A 13,916-nucleotide genomic window follows, 5' to 3' on the forward strand; every position below is an offset into this window, starting at 1 on the left:
AATAACGACTTTCAGGAATAACGGCTTTTAGGGCAATTTTTGTAACCACTTCCGCTTCTCAGAATATGCTGATTGGGCAGGTTCCCATTTTTTAAAGGAATGAACAGGAGAAGTTCAAGGAGGAGATATAGAAATATGCCTGATTACAGACCATTTAAAGGCGATGCTATCCTAAACAAGCATGGAAGGATCAGCAGTCCTATTAGAAAGAGGGAGTGTAACGCACTATTAAAAATAGTCACTGATCTCTCTGCAGTGGTGCCCCCCGTACTTACGAATCCCACAACACTTCATATTGCCAATCTGCAAAGAGTGTTAAGAGAACTATTGGAATTCTTGCATACCTCTAAGTTATGCAGCCCTTTTAGAACTGAGCTACTTTCTGTAGTAGAGATAACCATTGTATCGACCGAAGTCAGTCCCTTCTCTGTCGTAAGCGTGGGCACTAATCTTCAACTGTTGTTAACTGAGTTATTATCTTTTATTCTCGCCACGAAGATTGACTCTAATTGTAAAGATCAGTTGATTATTCAGATCAGACATATTCAAGCTTCTATTACACAAGCAATTGGATTACCTATTAAAGGTGTGACTGGACCTCAAGGGCCACAGGGACCCCAGGGTCCGCAAGGAGCGCAAGGGGTTCCGGGCGCAAAGGGAACCACAGGGGCAGGGCTGCAAGGAATTGTTGCTTTTAATCCTGCACTAAGCCCTACTTATCCAGCAGGTCAAGTAGTAACCTTTAATGGCAGTACCTATATTGCTATTGTTGCTGGACCAACGGGAACACCTGGAAGTTCACCAGACTATTTATTAATTGCTGGTGGCTCCACAGGCCCCCAAGGACCGCAAGGACCACAAGGCCCTCAAGGAACGCCTGGACTTCAAGGACCTCAGGGTCCGCAAGGGGTAGGGCTGCAAGGAATTGTAATCTTTAATCCTGCACAAAGTCCTACTTATCCAGCAGGTCAAGTAGTAACCTTCAATGGCAGCACCTATATTGCTACTGTTTCTGGACCTACTGGAATACCTGGCAGTTCACCAGATTACTTGTTAATCGCTGGTGGTGCGATGGGACCTCAAGGACCACAGGGTGTGCAAGGGATTCAAGGACCAACAGGTGCGCAAGGACCAGCGGGTCCAGGCTTAGGAGCAACGGGCGCGACGGGTTCGACGGGTGCTGCCGGCTTGGCGGGCCCTGCAGGTGCAACGGGCGCGACGGGCGATCCTGGCGCGGTCGGCGTTGCCGGAGCTACGGGTGCCACAGGGGCGACGGGTGATCCGGGGGCGGTCGGCGTTGCCGGAGCTACGGGGGCAACGGGCGCGACTGGTGATCCCGGCGCGGTCGGCGTTGCCGGAGCTACGGGGGCAACGGGCGCGACTGGTGATCCCGGCGCGGTCGGCGTTGCCGGAGCTACGGGGGCAACGGGCGCGACTGGTGATCCCGGCGCGGTCGGCGTTGCCGGAGCTACCGGTGTAACGGGTGCCACGGGTGATCCCGGCGCGGTCGGCGTTGCCGGAGCTACGGGGGCAACGGGCGCGACGGGTGATCCCGGCGCGGTTGGAGCTACTGGCATTACCGGAGTCACTGGTGCAACCGGTAACGGTGCAATTATTCCGCTGGCATCCGGAGGACCTATTATTATGACCACGGTTTTGGGTGGTTTGGTTGGAACAACAAGTCTTGTAGGCTTCGGAAGTTCAGCCACAGGCATTTCGCTTGTTGGCGGTAATATTGATTTGACAGGTACTCTCCTTGGACCGCTTATCAACTTTGCATTCTCAACTCCTCGAGCAGGAGTAATAACTTCCATTGCTGCTTACTTCAGTAATACCATAGCTTTATCGCTGCTTGGTACTACGATAAATGTAACAGCACAGTTGTACCAATCGACCACACCAAATAATACATTTACTCCTATTCCAGGCGCAACAGTACCGCTCCCACCTATCACAGGTACTATAAATCTAGGAACTTTTGTCAGCGGAATTACGAATGGTATCAATTTTGCTGTAACTCCACAGACACGTTTGCTTATGGTATTCTCAGCCACCGCTACAGGCCTCACCCTTGTAAATACAGTCACTGGTTATGCAAGTGCTGGCTTTACGATTGTATAATCACTAAAACAAATTTTAAAAAAGCATCTGCGATTCCTTTTGAAGGAGGTGGCAGATGCTTTTTTGTAATATGCGGATTCAACTCTTGAACTTTCGGACTCAGATGCCGCTATTCGTTAATTTATCACTGTTTAGAGAGATTATCGGACCTGAGAGGCGCTATTGGGCAGAAATGGTGCTCAGTAGTGTCTATTTTGTACTAATAACGCCTATGGAGTCCTATAGCAACTCAAAAATAGGAAAATATTGCAAATAAGAGCGCCTGAGTCCGATAGCGAGTCCGTTCACTGGGAACCATAGTCCATTCACTGAGAATCATAGTCCGTTTACTGGGAACCATAGTCCATTCACTGAGAATCATAATCCGTTCACTGAGAATCATAGTCCATTCACTGGGAGCCATAATCCGTTCACTGGGAGCCATAATCCGTTCACTGGGAGCCATAATCCGTTCACTGAGAATCATAGTCCGTTCACTAGGATTCACACTTTGTCACTGTTTGCAAAAACGAACCTCACAACTAATACGATTTCAGCTTATAACAAATACACCTTCAGCTTATCGATGACCTCATCGATTTCCGCTGTAGTCGTATATCGTCCCACACTAAAACGAACCGCCCCCCGTCCAATGTTCTCCGACACATGCATAGCCTTTAAAACAGGCGAAATCAACGTTTCACCGGAATGGCACGCTGAGCCAGTTGAAGCCGCCACAGCTTCCAGGGAATCGATGATTTCATGACCCACTGCTCCAAGAAAACTAACGTTAAGGGTGTTAGGCAAGCGCTTGTGTTTATGACCATTCAAATGAATTTTTTCGCCAAAAGACTCCTGCAGTCTTCCATAGAAATACTCCGTAACTTGCTTAACTCTTTCTCTAGAATCAGAGTCAGCAGCAAGCTCGCAGGCTTTTCCTAAGCCAATGATGTAAGGTGTATTTTCTGTCCCCGCTCTTCGCCCCTGTTCATGGCCCGCACCGTGTATCAAAGGCTCAATGTGAATGCCGTCCCGAATGTACAGTGCTCCAATGCCTTTGGGCGCATATAATTTATGGCCTGCAAGCGTTAGAAAATCCACCCCTAAATCCGCTACATCGAGGTCTACTTTTCCCGCAGACTGTGAAGCATCTGTATGAATAAGAACACCCCGTTCGTGGCAGACCTCAGCTATTTCCTTGATCGGCTGGATCGTGCCCGTTTCGTTATTAGAGTGCATGATGGAGACCAGAATGGTTTGGTCCGTGAGCTGCTTTTTCACATCGTCAACCTGCACCAATCCATACGAGTCAACTGGTACATAAGTCAGGTTGTATCCCATCTGCTCCAGGTACTGACAAGGTTTAATTACCGCTGGATGCTCAATAGCAGACAGGATAATGTGATTACCTTTATGGCGATACGTTTGGGCTACTCCTTTAATGACAGTATTATTAGACTCACTACCCCCACTGGTAAAAAGCACCTCACCCGGCGCACAATTCAGGAAATCAGCCACCTGTGTTCTTGCCTGCTCTATTCCGAGTTTAGCTTCCCGCCCCAAAGAATGACTGCTTGAAGGATTCCCAAAATGACCGTAAAGATAAGGGATCATAACCTCTGCTACTTCCTTATCTACTGGTGTTGTAGCGTTGTAATCTAAATAGATCATATTAAGTAAAGCCCCCTTTAACCATAACGCGAAACTTATACTTCCTGACGTTTTAAAAAAGAACGCACAGCAGTCTCAGCTTCATCCAGATTATTCACTTTAAAAGTAACTCTCTCAATGCCTTCATACTGAGTGGACGTATAATCGTATCTAGGATCATAGTAATATTCTAGCAGCAGCGCCACAGCTTCGCCGAACAAATCTGCCTGCAAGCATCGCTCGATTTCTGCCGCAATAGGGATATGAATTCGGGATTTAATACTCCGAAATGCAGAAATACATTGCTCCTTGTATTCTACTGGCCGATAATCCTCAAGGATTTGCTCCACTCTGGCATGCAAAGGCATCTCAATCCAGATCTGCGTTCCGCTCTCTTTTTGCTCGGCCATAAATGGGGGCATTACTACCTTACCAATCTTTTTGCTCTCCGCTTCAAATAGTACATAAGGAGAATCTCCGATCTTAATTAACTCCTCTAAAAGAAGACTATCGAACGTTTTTTGATTGTTCGCACGAAGGCCAATCTCACCAAAAATAGAACCACGGTGACCTGCCATCCCTTCCAAATCCAGAACAGGATACCCCTGTGTCTTCAGACGGTGTAACAGATTGGTTTTACCTGTGCCTGTATTTCCGTGAATCACATAAGACTTCGCCTTACATTCATAGGACTCCAATTCGTCGAGCACCCATTTACGATAAGCCTTATAGCCGCCTATCAGCCGGTAAGCATGAATATCCATTAAAGAGAGTACGGTCGCAGTTGTACGACTGCGCATACCTCCCCTCCAGCAGAATACTGCTTTGTCTCCTTGAATCGCTGCAAATTCTTTGACAAAAGAAGGCAGTTTTGCCGCAGCAATCTCCAAACCACGTTCTTTCGCGGCCTGCACACTTGTCTGTTTATACAACGTCCCTACTTCAGCCCGTTCCTGATCATCAAAAAAAGGAATATTCAAACTATCCGGCAGCGTTGCATCTTTATATTCAGAAGGAGATCTAACATCAATAATGGTGATCTGCTTCTTGTTTTTTAACACTCTAAGTTCTTCCAGTGTAATGTCCTGAAACAATATGCTCTCTCCTCTGGTGGCTAACCTTCATAATTTGCTCTAAGCTGATATACAACAGTTATTCCACAGCAGCTATAACCGTAATCTGACCCGGATGCTCTTCCGTTACCTCTCCGATCAATACCGCTTCTACCCCTGCATCTACTAACTCTTTTAGCAAATCTTCGCTTTGTTCAGGGGCCACAGAGATCAGCAGTCCGCCAGAAGTCACAGCGTCACATAGAATATAGCGGCTTAGTTGGTCCATCTCTTCCGGATAAAGAATGCTGCCTTCCAGATGGGCAAAGTTATTCTTAGTGCCTCCTGGAACAAATCCCTGTTCCGCAAGCTCTCTTACTCTTGGCAGCATCGGTACATCGCCTTGACGAATGATCAGGCCCGTGCCGCTCCCTTTAGCCATTTCCGAGGCATGTCCCAGTAGCCCAAATCCGGTAACATCTGTACAAGCATGTACATCATAAGGCTCCATGATTTCAGCCGCTTTTTTATTCAAAGTAGACATTACTGTCGTAAGGCGTGTGGTTTCTTCAGGAGATAGCTGATCCTTTTTAATGGAAGTTGTTAAGATCCCCACACCGATAGGCTTCGTTAGAATCAGCTTGTCTCCCACCTTGGCGCTCGCATTCGTTCTTACTTTGTCAGGATGCACAAGGCCCGTAACGGCCAATCCGAATTTGGGCTCTTTATCGTCGATGGAATGTCCGCCCACAAGAGTAGCTCCTGCTTCCTGTACTTTATCCGCTGCACCGCGCAAAATGTCACCGAGAATACTTTTATCTAAAACAGAAATAGGGAAGGCCACAATATTAAGCACCGTAAGCGGCTTTCCACCCATCGCATAAATATCACTTAATGCATTGGCTGCTGCAATTTGACCAAATGAATAGGGATCATCCACGATCGGCGTGAAAAAATCAACAGTTTGCACTAACGCTAATTCATCACTTAAACGGTACACCCCTGCATCATCACTAGTATCAAGACCTACTAGTAGATCCGGGTTAGGAACAGTTGGTGGCAGACTACGAATAACCTGCATGAGATCGGCGGGACCGATTTTGCAGCCACAGCCCCCTTTTGAAGATAATGAAGTCAGTTTTATAGTTTCAGCTTGAGACATCATGACTCAGCTCCTTTAGTATGAATTATCTTAATCTTACACGAGTAGATCGCATTGTACAAAATGCAAGAGTAGCAGATGCGTTGCTTACTACGCCTCCTTCTATACACTTACCTTCACTACTTAGGGCCTACAGTTCTTTCCCACGTCGGGTGAGCTATATTTGGTGCTGTGGTAGGGTAGGGACATTAAGTAGCGTTCTAGGTACAATATGCTTGTAAATGTTCAACATCCATCGGTTAGTAAAATAACCAAAGGCTGGCTCATTCGTAGATTTCACTACGGATAAGCCAGCCTTTAATTGGATGTCCATTATATTAGGGAAATCCTCCCTAATGTTCATCGATAATCGCTTTAAAATGAGGTTTTTAGGGAATTCCTCCCTAAAAATTCATGCAAATACCCATTTATGGCTAAAAACATCCTATTATTAGGGAGGATTTCCCTAATCTACGTTCTAGGAGCCATAATCTCCTTCATTTTAGGGAGAATTCCCCTAAAGTTCTTCCCAGAAAGACGACCCATAGCCAGCTCATTCCGCCCTGGCTATGGGTCGCCTATTTTCTCACTTAAACGCTTCGCTTGCGAAGGTCTCCCTATAGATCAGCTAATCTGCTGAGTACCCTGCTGCTTCTCTAAGAAACGTTGAAGAATCGCATTGAATTGCTCCGGCTGGCACAGATTACTTGGATCTAATGCGTTCGGAATAATCGCCAACTGCGCATGTGGCAGCTGAGACACCATTTCCTTCATACAATTCACTCCAAATTCATTAAAGTCCCCTACAATACATAAAGCAGGACGTTTAAAAGCCTTTAAGCATCTGGTGTAATCAACATGGCTCGTAGCCAGCCTTTGCCGATATAGCTCCCGGGGACGTTTGTCCAGCAGCCCTCTTCTAATCTCATTGTAGGCCAGACTCCAGCGCTCTCGGTACATCATCCGAATCGAAGGCAACACCAGCTCGCTTGGGAGATAATACATTAGTAAACTGCAATATGCTGCCATAGTTTGTATTTTCCCTACTATTGTTGATCCGTGAGTCCTACAAAAGCTATCCGCAACCACAATGGCTTTTACACGCTCAGGATATTGTTTGGCAATATGCTGAACGACTAAGCCACCATAGGCGATTCCTACAAAAACTGCTTCACGGATACCTAGGTCATTCAACAGCATAATCAGATCCAGACATTGCGTCTCAATAATCTCATGTGGGGCCTCCAGCAGTTTACCAGACTTGCCATTCCCCCGTAAATCGCACAAAATCACTTTATATTTATCGGAAAAATACTCCAGCTGTGGTTTGAACATACTGTGTGTTAATCCATGTCCATGGATAAACACAACCGGAGTGCCAGTTCCATTGATTTCATAATAGAGCGAAGTTCCGTTCAGTTTAGCGATAGGCAAAGGTAACACCTCTTTCATAATAAATTCTACGACTATATCTGCTTAAAAACGCAGCAAAAAACCACAGAGGGATTCTCTGTGGCTATTCATCACTAAACACGCCATTCATCCTCTCTCCATACGCTTACGAGGTTAGCTGTCGGATTCGGGCAGTGAGAGTTGCCCTACCTGCAGGGATGCATATTATGCACCCGGAACAGGATTCACCCCATAACCAGTGCCGACTCTCACATCGGCTGCCAGTTGTTGGTTCCCCCGCTTTCCAGAAACGGAAATTAAGCGGATTGCTTATGTAATTGTAAATTTAAGATAATTCTCAGTTCTGAGATGAATCATACTCTTGTAAGGTTTTCTTGTAAAGGAGGGCTCTGGTCAAAATAATGTTGAAAGCAATGCTTTTCATTTCATATTAAGCATACTCTTCATTTTCTCTTTCTTTTGCTCTTGTTTACTCGTTTTCTTTAGAAAAACAGCTCTGAAGCAAGCGAAAAAGGGGGTGATTCACCAGTACTTTCCTATTTAATAAGAAACGACAATCTTCAATACCAATATTGGGCCAGTTTCTGTACCTTGGGGTGTTGGTCGTTTCTATGTCCCCGATCCGTTTGGCAAGCTTGTTAATATTATTTCACATGAACAGCACGAATGATTTCATAAAAAAGAAAAAAGCTAAGCAGAATCAGAGATATCCCCCTGTCCACTTAGCTTCCTTTTACAATACTATGGCTACAAAAGATCGGCGTTTTTCAATGCATGCTCCCAGCTTGGAAAAAAGAACAGCGCACTTCTCATAAGCTCTGGGTCGCTTTGCTTTACTTGTTTTTTACTGATCGAGCTTCCGTCGCTTTGCAGCTTTTTGATCCGACTTAATACTTCATCAGCCTCCAAAGGAATTTCCATTGAAACACTCCTTTCTCAGTGACCTGTTTCCCTTCATTTTCTCCATAATATGTTTATTTATTCCGTACTCTTAATTTCCCCAGATTAAACCATCTGATAGATGGGTTGTTCAGCAATGAACCGGGTAGGAAGCATGGGATATTTGTCTGCTAAGATTTCAGCTAAATATTTCATCCCCGGCGCTTCACTCTCCGCATGACCTAACATGATGAGCGCTTTAGATCTGCCTTGGTGCCCTGCATCCCGCACATATTCCGGAGTCTCCCACTCTGGTCCTTCTCCAGCAATAATTAAATCAAGATTGTGATCATTAAAAAGTGGAATAGCCATCGTCCCGCCCCCTCTGTAACCTACTAATATCCCTATGCGTTTGCAGGACAGAGACAGGTCACCAGCAGCGCGTACATAAGAGATCCCTAGCTTACTTTTAATATACTGAGCAGCTTCCAGTACAGTCATGGCAGGAATAGTGAGAATCGTAGCAGCCGCTTGCTGCTCTTCCACATAGTCTGACCAATCCAGCTCTCGCAGCAAACCCATCATAATCCCATCTGGCTCTTGCCGATGCCAATAATCATGATAACGAAAAATAGCTATTGGGGAATGTCCGATCAGACTTTTTTTCGCATGATAAACCGGATCACCTTCTAACCACTCGTTCGCCGCATGATGGCTATAAAATACACCTTCATGCGTGATCAGCAAATTGGCTCCTAACGCTATTGCTTGCTCCACAATATTTTGTGTGGCAGAAAAGGCCGTAATAATCCCTGTGACTTCAGTTTCCGGTTCCCCTGGGTTCAGAATATCCACAGTCCCTTCTACCTGTTCCACAGTTCCCATTAAATCTTTCAAAATCGCTCTAATCGTGAGGCTCACTATCATCATCCCTCGGTTCAAAATCTAATAAATCTTTCTGCCTTTAAGATCCTCAATTCCGCTCTTGCGGTAAAAATACGTATTGATCCGATCTCTCCATTCCTGCGCATGCTCTGCTTGCTCTTCAAGACGTTGCTTCACTTGCACATACAATCCACTATCCATGCTGCCTTCAAGTGATTCCCATGTTGCTAGAAGCTGTGCAGCCTGCTCTGCCCCCTCGAAATGAGTATCGTAGATATGTTGTATAACCGTTTGCCCCGATTGCAGAACATGCGTGTATGGAACATGATGGAAGAACAGCAGCAGCTCTTCTGGACAAGACGCTAGATTCTCATAATTTGATGCATTAAGACCCATATACTGTCCGCTATACCCCGTTCCCGATTTGACTGAACGATCCACACCAATGCCCTTATGATCCGCATAATGGTACGTTCCCCACTTGGCGTATTCATATCCATCCACATTCGGCCCATAATGATGATCCGGATTAACCATCCAGCCCACACCTAATGGAGCTGTGTAAGATTCGTAAATCCTCCATGAGTCCATTAACATCCCGCGAATAGCAGCCACTAGACCTTCATCAGTGCCAAAGGTAAGGCGAATCCATTCCTCAGCTATTTCTTTTGCCGTCAGCTCCGGATTCCAAATTAATCTCCCATATCCATACAGATTGGCTTGAGCTAACCCATGCCCCGTCCAGTTCATGTCATCCCCAACATTAGTTACAGCAGCCACACCATTATATTTATTTCCCCACACCGATCCGTCCACAATATGTTTCACAAGCGTAGTTTGCCCTTTGGCATAAGTATTGAAATCAAGGACTTCTTTCCACTGTGGAACGAGATAACAGAGATGCCGCTGCTGCCCCGTATATTCTTGAGCAATCTGAAACTCCATCAGATGATTGGTATGTTCCAGTGCGCCAAACAACGGAGATACCGGTTCTCTGACTTGAAAATCCATCGGTCCATTCTTGATTTGCAGCACTACATTATCATTAAAACGGCCATCCAATGGTTTGAAATGATCATACGCTGCTCTGGCCCGATCGGTCTTACGGTCACGCCAATCCTGCTTGCAGTTATATACGAAACAACGCCAAATCACGATTCCGCCAAACGGCTCCAGTGCTTCTCCCAGCATATTAGCGCCATCGGCATGGTCACGCCCGTAAGTGAATGGCCCTGGTCGATTTTCTGAATCTGCTTTGACCACAAACCCGCCAAAATCAGGGATCACTCGATAAACCTCACCAGCCTTATCTTTCCACCATTGCCGCACCGCTGGGTCCAGTGGATCAGCTGTCTCCAATGCTCCGATCTGTATCGGGCTGGCGAAGTTAGCACTGAGGAATAGCTTAATTCCGTATACGCGGAATATTCCTGCAATTAACGCGATATCAGGCAAATATTGCTCCGTTATAAATAGAGATTCAAGCTCATGAACATTCACATTGTTAATCGAAATCGCGTTGATCCCCACAGAGGACATCAATCTGGCATAATCACGCAGCCGCTTTGTATCGTTAAGAAATTGATTGGACTCGTAAAAAAAGGACCGTCCAGCATAGCCACGTTCAATACTGCCATCAAAATTATCCCAGTGATTAATCATTCGCAGGCCGTTCACCGGATTCATAGACAAATTCAGAGCGTCTATCTCGCTTTCTGTTCCTATCAGCCGTAACAGATGGAATACGCCATACAATATTCCAACAGGCGTTGAAGCACCGACAGCGATACATTGCTCAGTAGCATTTGTACGTATAAGGAAACCTTCAGGACCCAGTGAATCGGTTCGTTCTCCTGCGAATACTCTACTAATTAATGGATTCCCCCCTTGGAAGGTTCCTATAACGATACACGGTCCTTCAGGTTTCGCTGTGAGCAGTGGCGCTTTGCCCAGCATAGAGGTCATCCCCTGTATGAATTCCGCGGCTGCCGCCTGAATCGTCTCGTTGTCCTCCGTTACTACCAACTCAACACACCAATCTATATATTGATTGTATAGAGATCCTGATTTCAGCTGGTCATAGTTGAGCCAAGCCTCATAAGCGGTATTTGTCATGTTTATTCCTCCCGTATAAATAACCCGCCCTGGATTGAAAAGGACGGGTTCATAATTCGCAAGCTTGAGCAGGTTACCCGCTCTATGATTTGGTGACAGCGTTAAGCAATTGGTGATAAGCCGGCTTAGGATTATGCCGCTCATCGAATAGAAATGGCCAATTTTTCCGTCCCCGAACAGGGAAGCCGTCCAGCCATGTATAGTCATCCGCTGCTCCCCAGAAAGTGACTGAGCTAATCACGTCGCGGTATTCTTTCAACAGAGCAAACATCGCTTCATACCGCTCTGCCTGCAGCTCGAGCAGTTCGGCAGGTGCAACCTTTAAATCCATTCGTTTGTCATCGAAACGGAACATGGACACATCCAGCTCTGTCAATTGGAGCTGAAGCCCTAAAGATGCATACTTCTCAATAGCAGCACGTATTTCATCTAAGTCCGGATCGTATAGATTCCAGTGCGCTTGCAATCCGACGCCATGGATCGGTACTTCCTGTTCCAGCAGCGACTTCACCGTTTTATAGATTTTGTCGCGCTTAAGGGGATTAGACTCGTTATAGTCGTTGTAGAATAATAAAGCCTTTGGATCGGCTTCATGAGCGAATTCAAACGCTTTGCCGATAAACTCCGGTCCTACAATATCCAGCCACTTTGACTGGCGAAGAAGTTCTTCTCCTTCATCTGCAATAACTTCATTTACAACATCCCAAGCATAGATATCTTCCTTGTAACGCCTAACCACGGTCTGAATATGTGATTTGAGCCGTGCAAGCAATGTCTCTTTGCTTACACGTCCGCCCATCTTATCCTCAAACAACCAGTCCGTAGTCTGATTATGCCAGACTAAAGTATGCCCACGCATAGCCATATGATGTTTTCGGGCGAACGCAACCAACTGATCTGCTAGTTTAAAGTTATAAATGTCTTCAAGCGGATGCAGACTTTCAAACTTCATCTCATTCTCAGCGGTAATGCTATTGAAATGATAGGCGAGCAAATGCTCCTGTGATTGTATCGTCAACGGGTTAACGGCTGCGCCAATTTTGAAATCCTCAGCAAATATTGTTTTTAGTGCAGGTTCTGTGTAATCACTAGCTTGTCTCAACAAGTTCCCTCCTGACAAACGCATTTATATCAGTATTCGAATAATTAAGACTGATAATCGAACCAATCGAAGTAGGCAGGCACCTCAGCCACCTTGCCATGTCCTGTTGCATATAATCCAATAAGAACACCCGTAAATCCATTTCCTTTTACAGCTTGAGGGGATAATGGATACGCTGCTGCTGTTGATAGCTTATTCCACTCCTGCCCATCCAAAGAATAAAGGAAGCTGTATTCGGTAAGCTCAGCCTTAACTTTCAAATAAATTCGCTCGGCAGTAGTTGGAACCTCTGCCACTGTACGGGTTATTCCATCCATAGTCACATGAGCTGTAATCACTTTTTGCCCCTTTATTTGAACAAGTCCAATTTCATAATGAGCATTCTCATCTAATCTGGCGCAAAGTCCAGCTTCCACATCAGCAATAGATGAAGGCATTTCAAGCAGCGTGCTCCATTCTGCCGAAGTATGCTGCTGTCTTCTGCCTACAAAAGCCACTTGGCCTACTTCACTGAGACCTGCAGATTGTCCTCGAAGAGATAACCATCCCTGTCTTTCGTTTAAGGACCAGCTTCCCTCAGCCGGATTCCGCAGAAAGGCTAATCCCAGCGGCAATACTTGATCATCAAAATCATATCTTCCACTAGTCTCAGGTTTTGGCGATTGACCAGGTACACGTGAAACCTTCATTTCCAGTCCAACTGTGTCTTCATTATTATCGATCATCGGCCATCCGTCTTCAGTCCAGCTTACGGGAGCAAGGAAAGTCTCTCTTCCAAGCACAGTAAATTTTGCATCTACTAGTCTTACCCCAAGGAATACGGCCCACCAATCCCCGTTACGATCCTCAATCAAATCGGCATGCCCTAAATACTGAATGGGATTGTCAGTACCGCTGTGCGTCAATATTGGATACGGCAATCCTTCAAACGGTCCATATGGAGAGGAGCTGCGGCCAATGATCTCCCGATGTTCCTTAGCCGTTCCTCCTGAAGCCGTCATGATATAATACATTCCATTTATTTTGTACAAATGGGGTCCTTCCGTCCAAGGTCCGCCATCCCCAGTCCAGATAACAACAGGTTCTGTTAACGCTGCTCCCGTAGCAATATCTATCTCATATTGGATGGCATGGGAGTCATAATCTGCCCCCTGCTGGGTGGTTACATATACCTTTCCATCCTCATCAAACATTAGGGAAGGATCAATTCCTCCATAAGGAATACTAATCGGATCTGACCACGGACCCGCAGGATCCGTAGCCGTAACATAGAAATTTCCTTTCCCGTGTACTTCGGTCGTTATCATGTAAAACGTTCCTTCATGATACCGGATCGTTGGGGCAAATATCCCCCCAGAGCTCTTGCTTTTACGAGTATCCAGCTGACTTACACGATTGAGCACATGACCTATTTGTGTCCAGTGAATCAAATCCTGACTATGAAAAATAGGTACGCCAGGGAAATACTCAAAGGAGCTGCAAACTAAATAGTAGTCATCCCCTGCCCGAGTGATACTTGGATCCGGATAGAAGCCTGGAAGTATCGGATTCGTGTATGTGATTGAAGATGGGGTCATAA

10 protein-coding genes and 1 riboswitch are annotated in these 13,916 nt (G+C 45.8%); of the genes, 1 reads left to right on the plus strand and 9 read right to left on the minus strand.

Features of this window, described 5'->3' with window-relative positions:
* Positions 1 to 135 precede the first annotated feature (135 nt).
* The gene (locus MHI32_RS25990; protein ID WP_340011294.1) at positions 136 to 2,121 is read left to right on the plus strand and encodes an exosporium glycoprotein BclB-related protein; all 1,986 of its coding nucleotides are present in this window, start codon (positions 136 to 138) and stop codon (positions 2,119 to 2,121) included.
* Between the two features lie 537 nt (positions 2,122 to 2,658).
* Here MHI32_RS25990 and MHI32_RS25995 read toward each other — a convergent pair.
* From MHI32_RS25995 to MHI32_RS26035, 9 genes are all read right to left on the minus strand, one after another.
* On the minus strand, positions 2,659 to 3,771 hold the full coding sequence (locus MHI32_RS25995; RefSeq protein ID WP_340011296.1) for a cysteine desulfurase family protein: 1,113 nt from the start codon (positions 3,769 to 3,771) through the stop codon (positions 2,659 to 2,661).
* Positions 3,772 to 3,806: 35 nt separating this feature from the next.
* Positions 3,807 to 4,844 carry a tRNA 2-selenouridine(34) synthase MnmH gene (gene mnmH, locus MHI32_RS26000; protein ID WP_076130476.1) on the minus strand — a complete coding sequence of 346 codons (1,038 nt, stop codon included), beginning with the start codon at positions 4,842 to 4,844 and terminating at the stop codon, positions 3,807 to 3,809.
* 58 nt (positions 4,845 to 4,902) lie between these two features.
* Positions 4,903 to 5,964: a selenide, water dikinase SelD gene (selD, locus tag MHI32_RS26005; protein WP_340012770.1), complete on the minus strand. Its 1,062-nt coding sequence runs from the start codon at positions 5,962 to 5,964 to the stop codon at positions 4,903 to 4,905.
* 603 nt (positions 5,965 to 6,567) lie between these two features.
* Positions 6,568 to 7,377 (minus strand): alpha/beta hydrolase, encoded by an 810-nt coding sequence (locus MHI32_RS26010; protein WP_339169733.1) that lies wholly within the window; start codon positions 7,375 to 7,377, stop codon positions 6,568 to 6,570.
* Positions 7,378 to 7,482: 105 nt separating this feature from the next.
* A riboswitch (cyclic di-AMP (ydaO/yuaA leader) is annotated at positions 7,483 to 7,669 on the minus strand.
* A gap of 434 nt (positions 7,670 to 8,103) precedes the next feature.
* The gene (locus tag MHI32_RS26015) at positions 8,104 to 8,277 is read right to left on the minus strand and encodes a hypothetical protein (protein ID WP_169744809.1); all 174 of its coding nucleotides are present in this window, start codon (positions 8,275 to 8,277) and stop codon (positions 8,104 to 8,106) included.
* 84 nt (positions 8,278 to 8,361) lie between these two features.
* On the minus strand, positions 8,362 to 9,162 hold the full coding sequence (locus MHI32_RS26020; protein ID WP_076302399.1) for a Nif3-like dinuclear metal center hexameric protein: 801 nt from the start codon (positions 9,160 to 9,162) through the stop codon (positions 8,362 to 8,364).
* 18 nt (positions 9,163 to 9,180) lie between these two features.
* Positions 9,181 to 11,235: an alpha-glucuronidase family glycosyl hydrolase gene (locus MHI32_RS26025; protein ID WP_340011299.1), complete on the minus strand. Its 2,055-nt coding sequence runs from the start codon at positions 11,233 to 11,235 to the stop codon at positions 9,181 to 9,183.
* A gap of 82 nt (positions 11,236 to 11,317) precedes the next feature.
* Positions 11,318 to 12,337 (minus strand): endo-1,4-beta-xylanase, encoded by a 1,020-nt coding sequence (locus MHI32_RS26030; protein WP_340011302.1) that lies wholly within the window; start codon positions 12,335 to 12,337, stop codon positions 11,318 to 11,320.
* 44 nt (positions 12,338 to 12,381) lie between these two features.
* Complete coding sequence (locus MHI32_RS26035) at positions 12,382 to 13,914, minus strand: glycoside hydrolase family 43 protein (RefSeq protein ID WP_340011305.1); 1,533 nt, start codon at positions 13,912 to 13,914, stop codon at positions 12,382 to 12,384.
* Positions 13,915 to 13,916: the final 2 nt, after the last annotated feature.

Source organism: Paenibacillus sp. FSL H7-0690, assembly GCF_037980415.1.
GTDB classification, from domain to species: Bacteria; Bacillota; Bacilli; order Paenibacillales; family Paenibacillaceae; genus Paenibacillus_AQ; species Paenibacillus_AQ odorifer.

Bases quoted from the DNA above. Each gene is read 5' to 3' on its own strand.
- MHI32_RS26015 (WP_169744809.1), bottom strand. From the start codon at position 8,277: ATGGAAATTCCTTTGGAGGCTGATGAAGTATTAAGTCGGATCAAAAAG.
- MHI32_RS26035 (WP_340011305.1), bottom strand. From the start codon at position 13,914: ATGACCCCATCTTCAATCACATACACGAATCCGATACTTCCAGGCTTC.
- MHI32_RS25990 (WP_340011294.1), top strand. From the start codon at position 136: ATGCCTGATTACAGACCATTTAAAGGCGATGCTATCCTAAACAAGCAT.
- MHI32_RS26020 (WP_076302399.1), bottom strand. From the start codon at position 9,162: ATGATAGTGAGCCTCACGATTAGAGCGATTTTGAAAGATTTAATGGGA.
- selD (WP_340012770.1), bottom strand. From the start codon at position 5,964: ATGTCTCAAGCTGAAACTATAAAACTGACTTCATTATCTTCAAAAGGG.
- MHI32_RS25995 (WP_340011296.1), bottom strand. From the start codon at position 3,771: ATGATCTATTTAGATTACAACGCTACAACACCAGTAGATAAGGAAGTA.
- MHI32_RS26025 (WP_340011299.1), bottom strand. From the start codon at position 11,235: ATGACAAATACCGCTTATGAGGCTTGGCTCAACTATGACCAGCTGAAA.